Here is a 19708-nt window from a genome sequence, read left to right on the forward strand (position 1 = left end):
CCGGCGGCCGTATGCGGTGGCTCACCGGGTGGGCGTCACCTTGGTGATGCCGAGCGGGGCGTCCGGGTCGTTGCCCCGGTTCACCGCGAGGGCGAGGGTCAGCCGCTGCAGCGGCAGGATGTCGAGCAGCGGGCTGTACCGCTCGTCCACCGCGGGCACCGGGAACCGGCCGTGCGTGCCCGCCACCTCGGTCGGCGAGACCACGGTGACCTCGGTGTCGCGGGTGCTGAGCTTGGCGACCACCTCGCGCATGGCGGCGCCGCCGGGGCCCGCGCCCACGACCGCGAGCACCGGGACCCGGGGGGCGGTGACGGCCAGCGGACCGTGCAGCAGGTCGGCCCCGGAGTAGGCCAGGGTCGGCACGTACGAGGTCTCCATGATCTTGTGGGCGGCCTCGCGGGCGGTCGGATAGCCGTAGGCGCGACCGGTGACGACGAGGTTGTCGACGAAGCGCAGGCGGGAGGCGACCCGCTCGGGCTCGTCGCCGGCGAGGACCTCGGCGGCCAGCTCGGGCAGTGTGGCGAGGAACGCCGCCTCCTCGGCCGGGAGCCGGCCGTCACCGGCGCGGACGCCCTCGATGAGCATCAGCAGCGCCAGCAGCTCGGTGGTGTAGGTCTTGGTGGCGGGCAGCGCCCGCTCGTGGCCGGCGTCGAGGTGGATGACCAGCTCGGCGATGGTGGCCAGCGGCGAGTCGGGCTCATTGGTGATCGCCACGGTGGTGGCGCCGGACGCCCGCGCCGCCTGGACCAGCTCGCACAGGTCCGGCGACTCACCGCTCTGCGAGACGCCGATGACCAGCGCCTGCGAGTAGTCGGCCCGCGCGCCGAACAAGGTGACGGTGCTGGGCGAGCCGAGGCCGGCCGGCAGCCCCAGCCGGATCTCGCTCAGGTAGCCCCCGTAGAGCGCGGCGTGGTCGGAGGTGCCCCGCGCGGTCAGCATCACGTACCGCGGCCGGCGCGCGGCGACGACCGCGGCCACCTCGGCGATGCGGGCGGCCGCGGCGGGCGCGACGAGACGCCCGTACGCGGCGGGCTGCTCACTGATGTCGGTGGCCATGCCGGCGCCAGCCGAGCCAGTCTTGATGTTCGAAGCGTGCGCGCTACTGGAGACCATGTGCTCATTGTTGCGCGAAACGCGGCACTTTCGCAATCAAAGAAGCAGAAGCTGCTCACTCAGCGGGCTTCAGGTGCGCGAGGATGGCCGCCGTGACCTCCTCGGCCGGGCGTTCGGCGTTGATGGTGACAATGTTCGGGCGCTGCTGCGCCAGGCGCAGGTATTCCGCGCGGAACAAGCGCAGGAACTCCACGCCCTCGCTGGTCTGCACCGGCTTGTGCCGGCGCGCCGAGATGCGCTTCCAGGCCAGGTGGGGATCCACGTCGAGCAGGATCGTGATGTCCGGCGGGCGGACCAGCCGCAGCATCCGCAGCACCCATTGCAGTTCGGCGCCGTACGCCCGGGCGTAGGCCTCGTAGCAGAGCAGCCCGCGGTCCCAGACGACGGTCTGCCCGGCCTCGAGCCGTGGCTCGATCCACCGCCGCGAATGCTGCACGACGTCGCTGGCGATGACGAACTCGCGCAGCGTCGCCGGGATCTCCGGATGGTAGGAGTGCGGATCGCCGAACATCTCTTCGGCCAGGTCGAAGATGCTGTACGTGGCCGACAGATGCGTCTTGGTCGTCACCACGTCGACACCGCGCGCCGTCAGCGCCGCGGCCACCGCCGCGACCTGTGTGCTCTTACCGCTTCCGTCGATGCCCGCGAGGGAGACGAGCTGCGGCACCATGCGATTTCCCCCGTTTCGACGACCGTTGTGGCACCAGGCCGACGAGCATACTCATCGATGGCAAGGCCGCCGGGCGTCCGTGCGTCAGGCCACCTCCTTGCGCGGGAAGGCGTCGCGGAAGCCCAGCAGGAACGACGAGAGCCGCTCCGCGGCGGCCTCGAACCACACCCGGCCCTTCTCCGCCGTGGCCAGCGACGGCGACCCGATGATGCCGGTGGCGGACAGCTCGCCGAACACCTCGGGCATGAACATCGGCGACTTCTCCAGCAGGTCGTGGTGCAGCCCGGGCAGCCGCCGGTAACTGATCTCGTCGGCGATCAGTTCCGTGCGCACGCTCTCCGGGCGCAGGTGCAGCATCAGCGAGGTCTCGAACTCGCACCCGTGCGCCATGCCGCCGGGTGTTGGCGACTCGCGCAGCTCCCGCACCTCCGGCAGGCACAGGCTCCAGTAGGAGCAGCACGCCGTCCGGAACTGCGGATCCTCGTTCAGCACGTGCGTGGCGGCGCGGACCAGGTCGTTGTTCCAGCCGTGACCGTTGACGATCACCAGCCGGCCCCATCCGGACCGGCGCAGCGACCGGCCCAGGCCGACCAGCAGGTCCAGGTAGACCGGGGCCGGCACGGAGACCGTGCCGGGAAACCCCAGCTCCTTCTCGTTGTAGCCGAACGGCAGCGCCGGCAGCACCAGGTCGCCGGTGGACGCGCACGCCGCCGCCGCGACCCGTTCGGCCAGGTAGAGGTCGGTGTCCAGGGGCAGGTGCGCGCCGTGCTGCTCGCACGACCCGGTGACCAGCACCGCCGTCGGGTCGCGGTCGCGGAACGCCTCGCTCACCTCGGTCGTGGTCAGCAGCCCGGCCGGTACGGCCGGCCGGTCAGCAGGGCTCGGCAACGGTGCTCACCGCCGTACCGGTCAGGCAGGTGATCCGCTCGACGACGCCGGCGGGCAGGGTCGCCAGGTCCTTGACCAGGGCCTCGCGGATCGCCAGTGACCGCTCCAGGTGCTCGCGCCGCCGGCGGTCGAACGCCTCCTCGTTCCAGCTGGTCATCGCGATGTCCAGCGCCGACTCGAAGAACTGCAGCCCGATGTCGTTCAGCCGGCCGATGTGCTCGTCGGTGATGGCCTGGATCCGGTGCGCCATCGCCTCGTCGAGGTCGCCGTTCTGTGCCCGCCGCCAGAACGCCGGCACGTCGACCACCGCGAAGCGCTGGAAGAACTTGTCGACGTCGATCAGGTCGGCGGTGTAGCCGCGCATGAACGCCTTGCCGAGGTGCCCGATCTCGGGGATCTCCCAGTCGTACACGTCGTACGGCGAGTCGTAGCTGAAGTCGGCGGCGAGCATGCCCTTCTGGATCAGCTGCATGGAGATCTCGGTGCCGGGGAAGACGTCCAGCGTCTGGCAGTAGTTGGAGTACAGGTACATCTGCCCGACCGAGTGCAGGAAGTGCCCGTCGATCTTCAGATCCTGCCACGAGGTGAACGGGTCGAACATGATGAAGCCGATCTGCAGTCCGACCCGGGCCTCCCGGAGCTGCCGCAGGACCTTGTAGTACTCCTCCGGCGTCTCGTGCTTCTTGAAGTACTCCAGCCGCCGCGGCGAGCCGGACTCGACGCCGATGTAGACACAGCTCAGGCCGCTGCGCATCAGTTTGGCGATCAGCTCGGTCTCGCCGTTGATCGCGTCGGCGCGCAGCAGCGCCCGGAAGCCCACCTTGATGCCCGACTCGATCAGCAGGTCGGCGATCTCGTCGGCGCGTTTGCGGCCCCGCTTCGACGGCGGGATGAAGTTGTCCTCGCTGAACCAGAAGAAGTTGATGCCGTACTTCTCGACCAGGCTCTTCATCTCGGCGACGACCAGCTCGGCGCTGCGGGCCCGCCACTTGATCCGGTAGCCCAGCGAGGGGTCGACGCAGAACGTGCACTTGAACGGGCAGCCCCGGCTGGTGGAGATCCGCGCGTCGGTGACGTTCATGCCCCGCCGGATCATCTCCTCCAGCGTGTCGCGGGCGGGTTCCGGCAGGTCGTCCAGGGCCGGTTCGGGCGGCGCCCCGGTGTAGTGCATCAGGCCCTTCTCGTTGCGCAGGTAGAGCCCGGGGATGGTCTTCAAATCAGTGCCGTCGTTCAGCGCGTCCACCAGCCGGCCCATGGTGATCTCACCGTCGCTGGCCACCACCACGTCCACGCACGACTCCCGGCGCAGCAGGTCGCGGGCGCTGTAGAAGGCCTGGTGGCCGCCCCACACGATGAACAGATCGGGGCGCAGCTCCTTGAGCCGGTAGGAGATGTCCAGCGCCTCGCGGATCGTGATGCCGGTGATCGACATGCCGACCATGTCGGGTTCGGTGGCCAGGATCTGCCGCGCGCAGGCGTCGGCGTCCTTGATCGGCGCTTTCTCGGCCAGCTCCCAGTAGGAGATGTAGCTGTCGACCTGGAAGTTCAGGATCTCCACCGGTACGCCACGCTCGCGCAGGTAGGCGGCGATGTACCCGATACCGAGGTGTTCGGCGCCGGCCTGCGAGACCGCGGAGGAACGCTTCTCATCACTCGACGGCAGGACGAGCGTCACCTTTGTCATCGTGCTTCCTCCCCATAGCTTGCGGACCCTTTGTCCATCACCGCCCGCGCCGGCCGCCCGAACCGCGGGCAGTGCACCGGCCGGACCGCCTTACCGAGACACTCGTTGCAGCCGTCGCAGGCGCCCCCGCCCACGCCGGCGAGGATCTTCGCCGGCAGGTCGGGCTCGGCGATCAGCGGACGGGAGAGCGCGACGAAGTCCGTCCCGCCCTGGGTCAGCGCGGAGGCCATGCCCGCCGCCGTCCGGAACCCGCCGCACGAGCCCACCACCAGAGCGGGATGCCGCGCCTTGACCCGGCCCGCGAACGGCACGAAGAAGCCCTCGGACCGGACGTCCGGCTCCCCCCGGCGCGACGGCGTCAGCCAGGACCGCGCCGCGGGCGTCCACGCGCTCCACTCCACCGCGGACACCCGGGTGGCGGCCAGCGCGTCGGCGAGCCGGTCGGCGTCGGCCAGGTCGTAACCGCCGGGGACGAAGTCCGAGACGTTGGCCTTGACCAGGACGGCCAGGCCGGGCTGCACGGCGGCGCACACCTCGTCGACGATGCGCAGCGTCAACTCCAGACCGCGGTGCCCGGCGGTACCGAGCCGCAGCGGCGGCGCACCGGCCACCAGCTGATTGAGCAGGTAGCCGTGGGCGGCGTGCAGCTGCACGGCGTCGAAACCCGCCTCGGCGGCGGCCCGGGCCGCGTCCCGGAACAGGCGTACCACGGCGGCCTCATCGTGCTCGCCGAGGGCGAGCGCGCCGCCGTGCCCGAGCTGGGCGCAGAGCGGCGCCGGGCCGGCCCGGCGGACCGCCGCGACGACCGCCGCCCAGGCCGGCACGGCCGGACCGGGCCGCAGCACGCCGTGGCTCCGGCTGGCGCGCACCGCCTCGTCGACGGCGAGGTAACCGGTGACCACCAGGCCGGCGCCGCCGGCGGCCAGCTCCTCGTGGATGCGCCGCATGTCCGCGGTCGGCAGGCCGTCGCCGTCCACCGCGCGTTCCGTGGTGCCGGACCGGACGATGCGGTTGGCCAGGCGCAGCGGGCCCATCCGCAACGGGCGGGCGAGCACCGCGGCCGCGCCGGGGTCCGGGCGGGGACGGAAGGTGACCGACATCAGCAACCGCGGCCGCAGGTCGGTGGCGAGCCCGGACACCAGGCCGTGCGCGCGCACCACCGCGTCGGCCTCGCGCAGCTCCGCCTCGGTCGGCACGCGGGGCCCGGGTCGCGCGCCCGCCAGGCCGGCCGGGTCGCCGGCGTCCAGCACCGCCACCGAGACGACGTCGGGCAGCAGGGCGAAGGTCAGTGCGGTCGCGGCGCCGGTACGGCCCGCGGCGGACCACCGGCGGTGGAGCTCGCGGGCGGCAGCGGCCCGGCCGTCACCGGAAGCGGCCCGGGCGTCACCGGCCGCGGGCGAGCCGGGACCGGCCAGCAGGCCGTCCGCCAGCGGGTGCCGCACGATCACCGCGCCGCCCCACCGGCGCAGCCGGCCCAGGCACTCCAGCAGGACCTCCTGGCGCACCACGCTGAAGGCGAGCTCGACGGCGTCCAGGCCGGGCACCTCCAGCGCCGCCCGCACCTCGGCGGCCGTGCGCACGGTGGCGCCGACCGCGCGCAGCCGGTGCCGGTGCCGCAGCTCGGTGAGCGGCGTCAGCGCGGCGACGCCGGCCGCGGCGACGTCCAGCAGCACCAGGTCGGGCGGCTCGGGCAGGGCCGGGCCGGTGAGCGCGCCGGCCGCGGCCGGGGCGGCGGTGAACGCGTCGGGCAGCTCCGGCCCGGTCCAGCGCGCCGGCCGCACATCCCGGAAGAACCGCACGCCCCGGTCGTACGCGGCGATCCGCCGGCCGGCGTCGGCGGGATCACCGGCCAGCCCGATCTCGGGGAAGGTCAGCCCGGTGGAGCCGAACCGGCGCAGCACGGGCGGCGAGCTCAGCACACCGCCTCAATCCACATAGCCGACCGCCGTGGTCCGCGGGGACTCGGTGCTCAGCAGGTCGACGAGCCGGTTCAGCGGCTCCTCGAGGCTCCGGTACTCCGACGCGTCCAGCGACACCGTCAGGGTCGGCTTCTCCGGGTCCAGGTAGAACGACCGGTAGCCGCGCACCACGTCGGCGATAGCCGGCAGCGAGTAGCCCCACTCGTGCAGCAGCGGGACGCCGTACTCGCGCAGGGTCTCCAGCAGCTGGTCGTGCCGGGCCGCGTTCACCATCACCCCGAACAGCGCGACGCCCATCTCCATCGCGTACAGCGGTGCGGGGTCCTCGTCGGCGATCCACTCCACGTCGAAGTCGATGAAGTGCAGGTGCCCGGCCGGGTCAACGATCTCGTTGTAGCCCCACCGGTCGCCGAGGACGATGCCCGCGCGGTGCGCGCTCTTGAGCTGGTGCAGCATGCGCAGCACGGTGGCCGGGTTGCCGCCGTCGCGCAGCTCCTCGGCCAGCGGGCGGCCCGGAACGTACTCCAGCGCCAGCCAGTCGGCGCCCCGGGCGGCGATGGCGGGCGTCCGGACCCCGGCCTGCCGCAGCCGCTCGACGAAGCGCGCCTCGTCGTCCAGCGTGCGCAGCCGGAACCGCCCGCCCAGCTCCGACATGTGCGCCCGCTCGTAGAGCAGCCGGAGATATTCGGTGGTGGCGTCGCGGTCCTGCTCCTTGCGGACCCGCACCACGTACGCGGCCTTGGTGCCCTCCAGCAGCACGACGGTGTTGAGCATGCCGCCGCTGAGCTCGTGCACCGCGTAGTCGTCGGCCGGCAGCGCGGCCAGCGCCTGCCGGACCTGCCGGCTCATCTGGCCGGCCGGCGACGCCGCGGCCGGCGGAGCGGTCGTGCGGCGGCGGCCCGTCCGGTCGGCGGCCGCCGCGGCCACCTCCCGGTGCAGGTCGTCCAGTTGCGCGGCGCCGACCCGCTGGGCGGTCCACGCGGTGTCGCGCAGCTCGAAGAAGCGCTCGCCGCACCGGCCCTGCCGTGCCTCGTCGATGGCGCCCGTGAAGAAGGCCATGTTCGCGTCGTTGAGGTCGCGGATGACCGCCTCCTCGCGGCGCCGCCAGTCGTCGAGGCGGGCGTGGCCGCTCAGCTTGCGGTAGAGCCGGGGCAGCAGGTTGGTCCGGTAGCGGTAGAGCCACTTGTCCCGGGTGACCGTCTCGTTGTCGTGCGACTCCTCGATGAGCTTCGCGAGCCGGCCCAGGTCGCGGTCGGCGAAGTCGTACGCGTCGTAGGGCGAGGTGGCGTCGAAACCCTCGTGCAGCAGGCCGTCGCGCTCCATCTCGTCGGCGATCTCGGTGCCCGGGAACACGTCCAGCGCGTGCGTGAAGTTGCTCTCCAGGTACATCTCCTGGATCTCGTGCAGGAACGTCGCGGACGCCTCCAGGTCGGCGAAGCTGCAGTACGGCTCGTACATGATGAACCCGCACTGCAGCGCGATCCCGAGCCCGCGCATCTCGGCGACGATCTGCTTGTGCTGCTCGACAGTGGTGCGCTTCTTGAACCGGTCGAGCTGCGCCTCGCTGCCCGCCTCCAGCCCGACGAACGCCGAGACCAGGCCGCTCTCCGCCAGCCGCGGCAGCAGGGACTCGTCCCGCAGGAAGGTGTCCGAGCGGTACCGCACCCGGTAGGTCACGTCGAGTTCGCGGGCGATCAGCTCGTCGGCGATCTCGCGGGCCCGGCGCTGCGACGACGGGGCGCCGGTGACGAAGTTGTCGTCCGACATCCAGAAGTGCGTGATGCCCAGCCGGCGGTTCAGCATCTCCATCTCGTCGACGGTCTGCCCGGCCGTCCGCGCGTACCACATCCGGTCGTAGCGCATCGCGTCGATGCAGAAGGTGCAGTCGTAGTTGCACCCGCGGCTGGTCGTGATGCGGCACTCGGTGATCGGGGCGCGCAGAACCATCCACATCAGATCGTCGCGGGCCGGCACCGGAAGGTCGTGCACGCCCTTGGGCATCGCCCGGTACATGTCCATGATGCCGCGGTCGGCGGTGGGCGTGCGGGTCACCGCCTCCGGGATCGCGCAGGGGAACACGCCGCGTTCCAGGGCGTGGCCGAGCAGCACCATGGCGCGCTCGCCGTCCTTCATGCCGATGAAGTCCAGGACCGGGAACTTCGCCATCAGCTCCTTGTGGCACAGGATCGCGTGCGGGCCGCCGAGCCCGAGCACACAGTGCGGGCGCTCGGCTCGGATGATCTCGCAGATGCGCAGGCTGAGCATGAGCGTCATGGAGGTGACGCAGAGGCCCACCACGTCCGGGCGGGTGTCCAGGATCTCCTTGGCGATGGCCTCGGCCGAGTAGCTGTCGCGCGGGTCGTCCAGCCCGTCCCAGGCGTTGAAGAATGTGGACAGCTGGTAGTTCAGCTGCGTCGCCGGGAAGCCCTCGGCGCGCAGGTACGCCGCGATCGAGCCGAGTCCGAGGTGCTCCGCCCCGGCCATCGACACCGCGCTGGAGCGCAGCGATTCGGTGCGCGGCAGGACCAGCGTGAACCGTGGCCCGTCGCGGAGCACCACGTGCCCGACCCGGGAGTCGGCGGTCTGCGCCGGGTCGGGGATGAACTCGTTGAGGATGATCAGATTTGCCACGCGATGTCCTCCCGTTCCATCGCGCCCGACGGCGGCGCCCCGTTGATCCGGGCGTGGTTGGTGCTCGCCATCCGGTCGGCCGTCTTCGCCAGCTTCTCCAGCCGCTGCAGGTACGGGCGGCGCTCGACGCGCATCGCGTCGAAGTACCCGGCCACCGCGTCCATGTCGAAGGCGTTCTCGGCGTTGTCGATCGCCGCGTGGATGGTCTTGTGGTGCACCATCGCCATCAGGTCGAACAGCTCCTCGGCCTCCTCGTTGATCGCCCGGTAGGCCGCGGAGTCGGCGTCGCTGAGGTAGCCGCCCTGGTGGAGCCAGAGCAGGCGGGGCAGGTTGAAGGCGCGCAGCCGCATCAGGGACCGGTCGATCGCCATCAGCGGCGCGGTGTAGAGCGTGTCCATGGCGGCCGCCAGCGGCGCGATGCGCGGGTCCTCGTAGTCGTAGAGGCGGAAACCACCCCGGTACGGGTGCTCGAAGTGACCCAGCCCCTTCTTCTGGATCATGCGCCGGTACGGCGTACCCGGATAGACGTCCATGCTCTGCACGAAGTTGAACAGGTTGTACGCCTCACTGATCTCCAGCAGGAAATCGGTGTCCTGGCGCATGTCCGGGAACGAGGTCAGCGGATCGAAGAAGATGTAGCCGATCTGCAAGCCCATCCCGACGCTGCGGATCGCGCTGATCGTCGTGCGCACCTGGTCGGTGGTGCACGCCTTGCCGAAGTACTTCAACCGGCGCGGCGTCGCGGACTCGACACCGATCAGGCCCATGGTCACGCCCGCGCGGAACATCAGCGGGATGAGGTCGTTGCGCCCGTCGAACGCGTCGGCCCGGAAGTACGCCCGCATGGTGATCCGCAGCCGGCTCTCCAGCAGCGCCCGGCAGATGTCGGTGGCCCGCTCCTGCGACTGCGGCGAGCGGCTCACGAAGTTGTCGTCGACCAGCCAGAAGTGGTTGATGCCGAACCGTTCGTGCAGATCCTCGATCTCCCGTACGACGTCGTCCGGCGGCCGCAGGGTGTGCCGCCGGAAGCCGGCCCGGTCGGAGGTGGCGCAGAACGTGCAGAAGTCCATGCAGCCACGGCTGGTACTCAGCCGGGCCTCGTTCGCACCGGTCTCCGCGCGAATCTTGACCAGGTCGTCCCGGGCCGGGTCGGGCAGGTCCCACAGCGCGTACCGGTCGGTCACGGTCGGCGGCGGCTCGATGACCGGCATCCCGGGGGTGGTGAGGCGCAGCAGGTCACCCTTGCGCGCGCCGATCCGCCACCCGCCGCTGAGCGTGCCGTCGGCCCGCCGCACGAAGAAGCCGTCGCAGTCCTCCAGGCTCTCCCCGTCGCGCATCCGCTGCAGGAAGGCCGGCAGCGTGAAGTCGCAGTCGCCGACACCGACCGAGTCGATGTACGGCTCCTCGTTCAGCAACGGCTCGGCCGCCGCCGTCGCCTGGTGCCCGCCGAAGCAGATGTGCAGGTCGGGCCGGCGCTCCTTGAGGATGGCGGCGAGCCTGAGCGAGGTCTCCAGGGTGGGCCCGGTGACCGTGATCCCGCAGAAGTCGGCGTCCTCGGCGAGAATCTGCCGGGCCATGTCCTCCGGGTCGGGCTGAATTTCCAGGAAACCTTCCTGTCGCATCACGCGAAGGTAGGTCTCCAGATCGAAATTCATGATCTTTGCTTCGAATCCGGCCCGGCGCAGAGAGGCGGCGAGATAGGCGACCCCGATGTGCTCAGGACCTGCGACCGAGGTGAATGCCACTCCCGCATGAATGAGGGGCGGAACCACCAGAACGGCCTTGAAGGTATCGGTGGCGGACGCGGTCATAGAGCCCCCCGATGCTCGACGGACTGATCTCCGGACATGATCTTCGGAGAAGCGCGCCGAGCGGCCGGCATCCAACATGGACCGACGCGGAATCGCTGCCCGGTATGGTGTCTCGCGCTCTCGCCGGCGCCATTAAAGGATCATGTTCATCAATGGCAACCAGTGCTGAGGGTACGCATTAATCAACTACGGTGTCAACGACCACAGCGGCCCTCGATCGAAGGGGAAGGTTCCACCTGCCGCCATTGACCCGACCTCGACAAGATCGGGATCTGCGCTGCTGACGGCGGCCGCGGATCCGGTCGGCGACGCGGTCCGGGGTCCGGCCGGACAACGAGATCATGGCAGGGAAGGGCGGCATGACGAGATCGAAAAAGGCTCAGGGTAAAGCCAGGCAAAGCGCATGGAAACGAGAAAACCCGCCAGCGGCCACTACGGCGCAGGTCTATTGTAGATCTCAATATCAGTCAGCAATCTTTCCATTCGCCGACGCTGGCCCGACCCGGTCCGGCCAACGAATGAGGTCGACTCCATCGAGGTCATGAGCCACCTCGTCCCAGAAGTGGCCGAGGGCCAGCACACCGGCCCGCTCCGCGGCGGTTCAGCGGGGTGGCCCGACGACCACGTTGCCGCCGATCTCCGCGGCCTCGGCGAGCAGCTGGCGGCTGATCTCGAAGCCGTCCGGCCGCGGGGTGGTGAGGTCGCGGCCGGCGTGGCGGAACATCTTCTCCAGGCCGCCGGGAGTGGCGATGACGAGCAGGTCTGCCCGCTCGGACGTGATCCGGTAGCCGTGCGGGATGTTGCGCGGCAGGTAGACGATGCCGCCCTCCTCGAGTTCGTGGCGCTCGTCGCCGACCCACACCAGCGCGCTGCCCTCGATCAGCAGGAAGACCTCGTCCTCGCGGGTGTGCAGGTGAAACGGCGGCGCTTCGTCTTTGGCGACGTCGAAACGGCCGACACTGAGCTGCCCGTCGGTGGCGTCGCTGTCGAGCAGGACGCTGTAGGTCCCGCCATCGAGCCATTCGAGTTTCTGCTGCTGGCCGCGTTGTGCCAGGTACGGGATGGTCATGACGTTCTCCAATGCTCGTGGCGCGGATGGCCCGGCGGCCGGCGCCGGCCGAGGTGGCGGCCGGCGCCGTCACGTTGTTCAGGGAGCGGTCAGTCCTGACCGGCGCCGGAGAGCGTCGGGTAATCGGTGTAGCCGCGTTCGTCGCCGCCGTAGAAGGTGGGGCGGTGCGGCTCGTTGAGGGGCGCGCCGGCTTTGATGCGGGCCACGAGATCCGGGTTGGCCAGCGCCATGGCGCCGACGGTGATCACGTCGGCGAGGCCGTTGTTCAGATCCTCGACGCGGGTTTCGAGGTCGGCGCCGGCCCGGTTGAGCAGCAGCGGACCGGGCCAGTCGCTGCGGATCTGCTTGAGCAGCTCGTCGTTGCCGCCGTGGGCCACGTGCAGGTAGGCGAGTCCGAGCGGAGCCAGGGCCGCCACCAGGGCGCCGTAGATCGCGGCCACGTCGTGCTCGACGACGTCGTTGAACGGGTTTCCGGGCGAGATGCGGAAGCCGGTCCGGTCGGCGCCGATCTCCTGGGCGACAGCGGTGGCGACCTCGATCGCGAAGCGGATCCGGTTCTCGACGGAACCGCCGTACTGATCGGTTCGCTGGTTGGCGTTGCTGGACAGGAACTGGTGCAGCAGGTAGCCGTTGGCTCCGTGGATCTCCACGCCGTCGGCGCCGGCGGCGATCGCCGCGGCCGCCGCGCGACGGAATTCGTCGACCGTCTCGGCGACCTCCGCCGTCGACAGCTCACGCGGTTCGGGCACCGGCTGCATGCCGGCGGCGGTGAACATGGCGCAGTTGGCCTGTACCGCCGACGGCGCGACGGGCTGCCGTCCGTGTGGGGTGTTGTCGGGGTGCGAGATGCGGCCGACGTGCATCAGCTGGATGACGATGCGCCCGCCGGCGGCGTGCACGGCGTCGGTGACCTGACGCCAGCCTTGGATGTGCTCGTCGGTGTGGATGCCGGGGGTGAGCAGGTAGCCCTGGCCGTCGCGGGAGGGCTGGGTGCCTTCGGTGATGATCAGTGCCATCGAGGCGCGCTGGGCGTAGTACTCGGCGTTCATCGCGGTCGGCACGCCTTCCGGCGTCGAGCGATCGCGGGTCATCGGCGCCATCGCGAGACGATGCGCGAGCGGAATGGCGCCCAGCTCGATCGGGTTCCAGAGGTTGTTCACAGAGGGGTCTCCACTACGCTACGAACGTGGCTAGCCACGTTCTTGGGGCTGTTGATGGGTTGGTCGGCGGCCGGGCGTCATGCCGCGGCTGCTCAGCCTCGGGCGGCCGTGGCGGCGGAGGCCAGAAGGTCGGCGACGGGGTTGAGGAACGCGGGCACGCCGGCGGTGGTCGAAGCCGGGGCACGACGCATCCCCGGATGTCACGGCATCCGGCTGCGTTCGGCTGTCTCAGCGGGTGGTGTCGTTGCCGTCGTTGCGCAGGGACTGCTCGATGGTCCGCGCCAGCGTGACGAAGGCGCCGATCTGTTCCGGCTCGAGGAATTGGGTGGACACCTGCTCCAGGCGCGCCCACATCGCTTCCAGCGGCTCGCGCATCGCCCGCCCCCGGTCGGTCAGGAAGACCTGCTGGACGCGGCGGTCGTGGGCAGCGGCCTCCCGGCGCAGCAGGCCGGCGTCCTGCATACGGCTCACCGCCTTGGAGACGGTGGAGTGGTCGAGGCCGGCGCTGGCAAGAAGTTCTGACTGCGTCTGCCCGTCGCGTTCCATCAGCTGCATCAGCAGCAGCTCCTGGCCGGGGTGCAGACCGAGGTCGCGGAGCAGGGCGCCGGCGAAACCTCGGTGCGCCCGGGCGAGGGCGAAGATGGCGAAGCTCAGTGGCCCGGTGCGGACCGTGAGATCGTCGCTGCCGTCCACGGCGGTGTCCGCATCGTCCGGTGCAGCATGCGATGCGGTCACGATGTCTCCTGCGGGTCGAGAGTCGGGGTGGCCATGGTTATCACCGCCTGAGAAGGTATCCGTGCCGCCGAGTGGGAGGTGGTCGACCCGCCGGAATGTGGCCGACCACCTAAACCTGCCACGGAATCGGTGGCTGGCCAAGCTTCTATGATGGACAGCACACACGTGGCTGGCCATCTAAATGCCGGCCGGTTCGAGCGACCGGTGCGCGGCGAGAAAAGTCCCGACCCTGGACGAGCAGGTCAGCGCGTCAGCAACTCACGCAGTGACTTGACGATCTCGGCGGGTGCCTCCTCGGCCATGAAGTGGCCGCTGGTGACGGTGCGGTGGTGCAGATCGGCGACCCAGGGCCTCCACAGCGCGGCCGCGTCGAAACCCAGCGCCGAACCCCAGTCCTGCTGGATCACGGTCACCGGCATCCGCAGCTGGTTCCCGGCGGCCCGGTCGATCTCGTCGTGCTCGATGTCGATGCCGCCGGTGGCGCGGTAGTCGGCGACGATCGACGGCACCGCATCGCGCGACGCCCGCAGGTACTCCGCCCGCACGTCGGCCGGAATGGCGTCCGGGTTGTTGGTCCAGGTGTCGAGGAAGTAGCCGAAGAACGCGTCGGCGCTGTTGCCGATCATCTGCTCCGGCAGGCCCGGCGGCAGCGCCATCAGGAACAGGTGGAAGCCGACCGCCGCGCTGCGACCCCGCAGGATCTCCCAGGAGTCGAGCGTGGGCAGCACGTCCAGCGACGCCAGGTGCGTGACCACACCCTGGTGGTCGAGCCCGGCCCGGATCGCCACGTGCGCGCCCCGGTCGTGCCCGGCCAGGGCGAACCGGTCATGCCCCAGGGCCTTGGCCAGCGCGACGATGTCCGCCGCCATGGTCCGCTTGGAGTACGCGGTGCCGTCGGGATCGGCCGGCTTGTCGCTGTCGCCGTACCCGCGCAGGTCGGGAACGATCACCGTGTGGTCGGCGGCGAGGTCGGCCGCGACGTGGCGCCACATCAGGTGCGTCTGCGGAAAGCCGTGCAGCAGCACGATCGGGCTGCCGGAACCGCCGACGGCGGCGTTGAGGGCGACACCGTCGGCGACCTCGACGCGCCGGTACTCGAAGCCACTGATCTTGGTAGTCATGATGGGACCTTTCCTTGACGCCCCGCCCTTCTGGCGGTGCGAGAAGATCCTGCGTCGCCGCGGTCAGCAGCCGGTCAGTAGCGGATCAGTGCCGACGGAGCACCGTCGGCCACCTGCTTAGATGGAGATCATGAGCACCCGGACACCGGCGGCGGACGCCGTGACCTTCGGCGTGCTGGGTCCCATCACGGCAGCCGGCGGGCACGGCGACATAGCGCTGCGCGGCGCCCGGCAGCGTGCCGTGCTCGCCCGGCTGCTGATCGCCCGCGGCCACGTCGTACCCATCGATCAGCTCATCACCGATCTCTGGGACGACCCGCCGGACGGGGCGATGAGTGCCGTGCGGACGTTCATCGCCGACCTGCGCCGGGCGCTGGAACCCGACCGCCCACCACGGCAGCCGCCCTCGCTGCTGATGACCACACCACCGGGGTACGTGCTACGCGCTGCCCGCGACAGCGTCGACGCCTGGCGCTTCGAAGACGCCGTCACCCACTCCAGGGAGCTGCTGGCCGGCGGTCAGGCCGCGCGGGTGCTCGGCGTGCTGGACGACGCGCTCGCGATGTGGCGAGGACCGGCGTATCCGGAGTGGACCGGTGACTCCTGGGCTCGCGGCGAGATCGACCGTCTCGACGATCTGCGCCTGCTGGCCGTCGAGCGCCGCGCCGAGGCGCTGCTGCATCTCGGTCGCGCCGAGGAGGCCGTGACCGATCTGCAGGCTCACGTCGTGGCCGCGCCGCTCCGCGAGGACGGCTGGGGGCTGCTGGCCACCGCCCTGTACCGCTCCGGCCGGCAGGGTGAAGCGCTCAGCGCCCTCCGGCGAGCCCGCGACACACTCGTCACCGAGCTCGGCGTCGATCCCGGCGTCCGGTTGCGACAGCTGGAAGCCGACATTCTCGCGCAGGCACCGCATCTGATCGCGCCCGCTGTCCCGCCTGCGGCCGAGCGGATCTCGGCGGCCGGGCGCAGACCGTTCGTCGGCCGGGAGAACGAGCTGACCCGGCTCACCGTGCTGGCCGATCAGGTCGTGCGGCAGGCCCGCCCCGGTCTGGCTCTGATCTCCGGCGACGCGGGTTCCGGCAAGTCCGCCCTGGCCGAAGCCGTGGCCGAGCACCTGCGGTCGATGGGGTGGGTGGCGGCCTGGGGTCACGGCCCCGAGCACGCCGGCGCCCCCGTCGCGTGGCCGGTCACCCAGATCTGCGCAGCCCTCGGCGCACCGGATCTGGTCACCGGCACACCCGCGCCCGAACCGGCGGTGGCCCGTTTCCATCTGCATCGTGCGGTGGTCTCGCTGGTGGAGGACGCGGCGGCCCGGACGCCGGTGCTGCTGGTCCTCGACGATCTGCATCACATGGACGAGGACACCCTCGGCCTGATCAGCGCCCTGTTGACGGTCCCAGAGGCGGTGCACGGGCCGGTCCTCGTGCTGGCGACGTACCGGGCCACCGCCGTCACACCGTTGCTCACCGCGGCGCTGGCCGCCTTCGCCCGCACCGAACCGGTCCGGCTGTACCTGGGCGGCCTGCCCGAGTCCGCGACCCGGGAGCTGGCTCGTGCGCTCACCGGCGAGGATTTCGACGATGCGACCGCACGTATCCTGCATCGGCGCAGCGGCGGTAACCCGTTCTTCGTCCGGGAACTGGCCCGGGTGCTGCGCGCCGAGGGACCGGCGGCCCTGGACGCGGTGCCGGTCGGGGTACGCCACGTGATCCGGCACCGGCTCGCCCAGCTACCCGATTCAGCGCAGCGGGTGCTGCGCGAAGCCTCGGTTCTCGGCCGCGACGTCGACCCCGGTGTGCTCGCCGCGCTCGGCGGCGACGAGGAGACCCTGCTCGACGCCGTCGACAGCGCGGTCGCCGCCGGTTTCCTGACCGAGTCCGCCGGTCAGCTGCGTTTCACCCACATCCTGGTCCGCGACACCCTCTACGAGGACCTGTCCGCGCTGCGCCGGGCCCGCTGGCATGCTGCGGCCGGGGCGGCGATCGAGCGCCTGCATCCGTACGACGTCGTCGTGCTCGCGCACCATTTCGACCGGGCGGGCACCCGGGAAACGGCGGCGCGCGCCGCGCGGTACGCGCGCGCCGCAGCCGAGCAGGCGGAACGTCGCGCCAGCTCGCACGAAGCCGCCCGCTTCTGGCAACAGGCGGTGGCCGCGCACGACCGCGCCGACGACGGTGACATCGCCGGCCGGCTCGTCGCCGTCATGGGATGGTGCCGGGCCCTGGCGGTCACCGGGCACCTCGACACGGCACGCCGTCACCGCGCGGCCGCCATCGCGACCGCGGAAGAACTGGACGATGCCGCCCTCACCGCCGACGTGCTCGCCGCCTTCGACGTTCCCGCCGTCTGGACCAGCAACGACGACGAACACCTGTCCGCCCGTGTCGTCGCCGCCGCCCAGCGGTGCCTGCCCGCCCTGCCCGCCGCGGACCGGCATCGACGCAGCCGGCTGCTGAGCCTGATCGCGCTGGAGTCCCGCGGCACCCGAAGCGGCATCGGTGCGGCCGGCGCACGTGAGGCCGAGGAGCTGGCCCGTGCGGCGGGCGATCCGGCGCTGCTGGCGTTCGCCCTCAACGCCCGATTCATGCACACCTTCCACCGCTGTGGCCTGGCCGCCGAACGCGCCGCCATCGGCGCCGAGCTGGCCGCCGTCGCCGCCGCACACGAGCTGGTGACCTTCGAGGTCCTGGGCCATCTGATCCTGCTGCAGGCGCACAGCGCGCTCGGTGACTTCGCCGCCGCGGACACCGCAGCGACCGCCGTCGACGCCCTCGCCGCCCGGTACGACCTTCCGCTCGCCACCGCCTTCACCGGCTGGTACAGCGGGTTGCGGCTGGCCGGCAGTGGCCGGTACGCGCCGGCCGAAGCCGCCTACCGCAGCGCCGATGAGCATCTGCGCGGTAGCGGCATCGCCGGAATGGAACACGGCCTGCTGCCCCTGGCCCTGCTGTCGTTACGCCTCGGCGAACCCGGCCCGGACTTCACCGGGTGGCAGCAGCAGGCGAAGGGCTTGGCGGAGATGCCATGGGGTCCGCACGAGCCGTGGGTCCGCCCGCTGCTGCTGCTGGCCACCGGGCAGCGGGCGCAGGCAGCCGCGGCGTTGCGGGCGCAGCCGGCCTCCCCGCACGATCTGCTGCGCGAGGCCCGGGCGTGCTTGAGCGCGCGGGCGGCCCTGGTCCTCGGCGACCGGACGGTCCTGCGACGGGTACACGCCGAGCTGTCACCGGCCGCCGGTGAGGTGGCGGCCGGCACCGGCATCCTCAGCCTCGGGCCGGTGGCCGCCCATCTGCACGCCATCCAGGCCGCCCTCGAAGCGGGATGAGCCCGCCGACGGCCGCGCCGGACTTGAGTCTCCAGCGGCATGAGGGTTGATCGTTATGGGCATGGGTGATCTTCTGACGATCGGGCAGGTGTCGCGGCGCACCGGCCTGGCAGTGCACACGATCCGGTACTGGTCGGACAGCGGCCTGGTCGTGCCGAGTGGCCGCTCCGCCGGCGGCTACCGCCTCTACGACGGCACCGCGGTGGCCCGGCTCGAGTTGATCCGTACGCTGCGCGACCTGGGGTTCGGTCTGGAAGCGGTGGGAGAGGTGCTGCGCGGGCGCAGCTCGATCGCGGACATCGCCGGCGTCCACGCACAGGCGCTGGACGCCGAGATCCGGCTCCTGGAGGTCCGTCGTTCCCTGCTCCTGGCGCTGGCGCGCAGTGCGGACGCCGAGCAGGCGCAGGGACTGGTCGACCGGCTGGCGACGGTTTCGGCGGCTCATCGGCAGCGGCTCATCGACGCGTTCGTCGATGAGCTCGCGGCGTCGGTGCATCCGCACTCCCCCGAGCGCGCCGAGAAGCTGCGGTCGTGGCTTCCGGCCGAGTTGCCCCGTGATCCGACGCCCGCGCAGGTCGATGCGTGGGTGGAGCTGGCCGAGCTGGTGAACGATCCGGAGTTCGTGAGCATCACGCTGGACTCGCCCGCCACCTCGCCGGCCGACGCCGCGTCCGGGATCGACCACGGGCCGGTGTTGCGTCCGGTACGCGCGGCGATGGACGACGGAGTGCAACCGGTGTCGCCGCAGGCACGACAGATCGTCGACGCCATCGTCGGGGACCTCCCCCGGTCCCGGTGGCGGGAGCTGGCGGACCAGGTGGACACCTACACGCATGCGAAGGCCGAACGGTACTGGACGTTGCTGCAGATTCTGAACGGGCAGCCGGCGATGCCGCCCGCCGCGCCGTTGTTCGCCTGGTTCGCGGCGGCGTTGCGGTTTCACGGGCAGCATGGGTGAGCAACTGGACAGCGGCACCGCGGTACGCGCGTATCCGGCATCGCCGTGTCGGTGGCCACTCACCCTCGGTCCGCGAGCCACGATTCTCTATCCAGCGGTATAGGCGGATCTCGGACCCTGGCCAGATCCGGCGCGATCCTTCAGCTGCCAGGATTCACGGCATGTCGGAAACGAAAACCCGCATCCGCTCATGGGCCTCCTATCTGCTGGCCGTCTTCGCGGTGCAGCTGGTACTTCACCTTCTTGTCAGAACCGAGCAGTTCGGCGATGGCCCATTGGAGCATTCCTTCGTACGTGTCGGCATCGGCCTCGTCGTGGCGCCGATCATCGTCGTCGCGGCGTCGTCGCTCTCTCGCTCGATCAGGGTGAAGTCACAGTCGTGACGAGGCGATCGCGCCGCAGAGCGAAGTGGTCCACGCTCAGCGCCGCCCGCCCACCGATCGGGATGACCACACAGGACAGCGCATGGCGCGGATGCGGGAGGCGCGGGTACGACAAACGGTCCCTCTCGCGTACGAGAAGGACCGTAGGGCGGTGGGGTCAGGCAGCGTCCGCGTGCCGTCGGGGCTGATAGTTCTGATGGTGCCGCAGAGCGTCTTCGAGCTGGTCCTCAAGGATGATGATCCG

14 protein-coding genes are annotated in these 19708 nt (G+C 71.0%); 3 read left to right on the forward strand and 11 right to left on the reverse strand.

What is annotated here, in order from left to right:
- Positions 1-21: 21 nt before the first annotated feature.
- From AB0F72_RS14375 to AB0F72_RS14425, 11 genes are all read right to left on the reverse strand, one after another.
- Positions 22-1056: an SIS domain-containing protein gene (locus AB0F72_RS14375; RefSeq protein ID WP_360430353.1), complete on the reverse strand. Its 1035-nt coding sequence runs from the start codon at positions 1054-1056 to the stop codon at positions 22-24.
- Between the two features lie 112 nt (positions 1057-1168).
- A complete protein-coding gene (gene tmk, locus AB0F72_RS14380) occupies positions 1169-1783 on the reverse strand; it encodes a dTMP kinase (protein WP_360430312.1) in 615 nt (204 codons plus the stop codon).
- 84 nt (positions 1784-1867) lie between these two features.
- Positions 1868-2671, reverse strand: a complete 804-nt coding sequence (locus tag AB0F72_RS14385; RefSeq protein WP_360430314.1) for a creatininase family protein — start codon at positions 2669-2671, stop codon at positions 1868-1870.
- Positions 2655-4355, reverse strand: coding sequence for a radical SAM protein (locus tag AB0F72_RS14390; protein ID WP_360430316.1), 1701 nt, complete (start codon positions 4353-4355; stop codon positions 2655-2657). Before AB0F72_RS14390 ends, AB0F72_RS14385 begins: the two co-directional genes overlap by 17 nt.
- Complete coding sequence (locus AB0F72_RS14395; protein ID WP_360430318.1) at positions 4352-6274, reverse strand: hypothetical protein; 1923 nt, start codon at positions 6272-6274, stop codon at positions 4352-4354. Before AB0F72_RS14395 ends, AB0F72_RS14390 begins: the two co-directional genes overlap by 4 nt.
- Positions 6275-6280: 6 nt before the next feature.
- The gene (locus AB0F72_RS14400; protein ID WP_360430320.1) at positions 6281-8905 is read right to left on the reverse strand and encodes a radical SAM protein; all 2625 of its coding nucleotides are present in this window, start codon (positions 8903-8905) and stop codon (positions 6281-6283) included.
- Positions 8893-10794 (reverse strand): radical SAM protein, encoded by a 1902-nt coding sequence (locus tag AB0F72_RS14405; RefSeq protein ID WP_360430322.1) that lies wholly within the window; start codon positions 10792-10794, stop codon positions 8893-8895. Before AB0F72_RS14405 ends, AB0F72_RS14400 begins: the two co-directional genes overlap by 13 nt.
- 523 nt (positions 10795-11317) lie before the next feature.
- Positions 11318-11785, reverse strand: a complete 468-nt coding sequence (locus tag AB0F72_RS14410) for a cupin domain-containing protein (RefSeq protein WP_360430324.1) — start codon at positions 11783-11785, stop codon at positions 11318-11320.
- Between the two features lie 89 nt (positions 11786-11874).
- On the reverse strand, positions 11875-12945 hold the full coding sequence (locus AB0F72_RS14415; RefSeq protein ID WP_360430327.1) for an alkene reductase: 1071 nt from the start codon (positions 12943-12945) through the stop codon (positions 11875-11877).
- A 228-nt stretch (positions 12946-13173) separates the two neighbouring features.
- Complete coding sequence (locus AB0F72_RS14420; RefSeq protein ID WP_360430329.1) at positions 13174-13680, reverse strand: MarR family winged helix-turn-helix transcriptional regulator; 507 nt, start codon at positions 13678-13680, stop codon at positions 13174-13176.
- A 242-nt stretch (positions 13681-13922) separates the two neighbouring features.
- Positions 13923-14801 carry an alpha/beta hydrolase gene (locus tag AB0F72_RS14425; protein ID WP_360430331.1) on the reverse strand — a complete coding sequence of 293 codons (879 nt, stop codon included), beginning with the start codon at positions 14799-14801 and terminating at the stop codon, positions 13923-13925.
- 130 nt (positions 14802-14931) lie between these two features.
- Here AB0F72_RS14425 and AB0F72_RS14430 point away from each other — a divergent pair, with 130 nt between their 5' ends.
- From AB0F72_RS14430 to AB0F72_RS14440, 3 genes are all read left to right on the forward strand, one after another.
- Positions 14932-18123 (forward strand): BTAD domain-containing putative transcriptional regulator, encoded by a 3192-nt coding sequence (locus AB0F72_RS14430; RefSeq protein ID WP_360430333.1) that lies wholly within the window; start codon positions 14932-14934, stop codon positions 18121-18123.
- A 61-nt stretch (positions 18124-18184) separates the two neighbouring features.
- On the forward strand, positions 18185-19081 hold the full coding sequence (locus tag AB0F72_RS14435) for a MerR family transcriptional regulator (protein WP_360430335.1): 897 nt from the start codon (positions 18185-18187) through the stop codon (positions 19079-19081).
- Positions 19082-19242: 161 nt separating this feature from the next.
- Positions 19243-19464: a hypothetical protein gene (locus AB0F72_RS14440; RefSeq protein WP_360430337.1), complete on the forward strand. Its 222-nt coding sequence runs from the start codon at positions 19243-19245 to the stop codon at positions 19462-19464.
- The last annotated feature ends 244 nt before the right edge of the window (positions 19465-19708 follow it).

The organism is Actinoplanes sp. NPDC023936 (assembly GCF_040639325.1).
Lineage (GTDB): Bacteria > Actinomycetota > Actinomycetes > Mycobacteriales > Micromonosporaceae > Actinoplanes.

Excerpts from the sequence above, each read along its gene's own strand:
- tmk (WP_360430312.1), bottom strand. The coding sequence starts at position 1,783 with ATGGTGCCGCAGCTCGTCTCCCTCGCGGGCATCGACGGAAGCGGTAAG.
- AB0F72_RS14390 (WP_360430316.1), bottom strand. The coding sequence starts at position 4,355 with ATGACAAAGGTGACGCTCGTCCTGCCGTCGAGTGATGAGAAGCGTTCC.
- AB0F72_RS14440 (WP_360430337.1), top strand. The coding sequence starts at position 19,243 with ATGTCGGAAACGAAAACCCGCATCCGCTCATGGGCCTCCTATCTGCTG.
- AB0F72_RS14430 (WP_360430333.1), top strand. The coding sequence starts at position 14,932 with ATGAGCACCCGGACACCGGCGGCGGACGCCGTGACCTTCGGCGTGCTG.
- AB0F72_RS14435 (WP_360430335.1), top strand. The coding sequence starts at position 18,185 with ATGGGTGATCTTCTGACGATCGGGCAGGTGTCGCGGCGCACCGGCCTG.
- AB0F72_RS14375 (WP_360430353.1), bottom strand. The coding sequence starts at position 1,056 with ATGGCCACCGACATCAGTGAGCAGCCCGCCGCGTACGGGCGTCTCGTC.
- AB0F72_RS14425 (WP_360430331.1), bottom strand. The coding sequence starts at position 14,801 with ATGACTACCAAGATCAGTGGCTTCGAGTACCGGCGCGTCGAGGTCGCC.
- AB0F72_RS14405 (WP_360430322.1), bottom strand. The coding sequence starts at position 10,794 with ATGTTGGATGCCGGCCGCTCGGCGCGCTTCTCCGAAGATCATGTCCGG.
- AB0F72_RS14410 (WP_360430324.1), bottom strand. The coding sequence starts at position 11,785 with ATGACCATCCCGTACCTGGCACAACGCGGCCAGCAGCAGAAACTCGAA.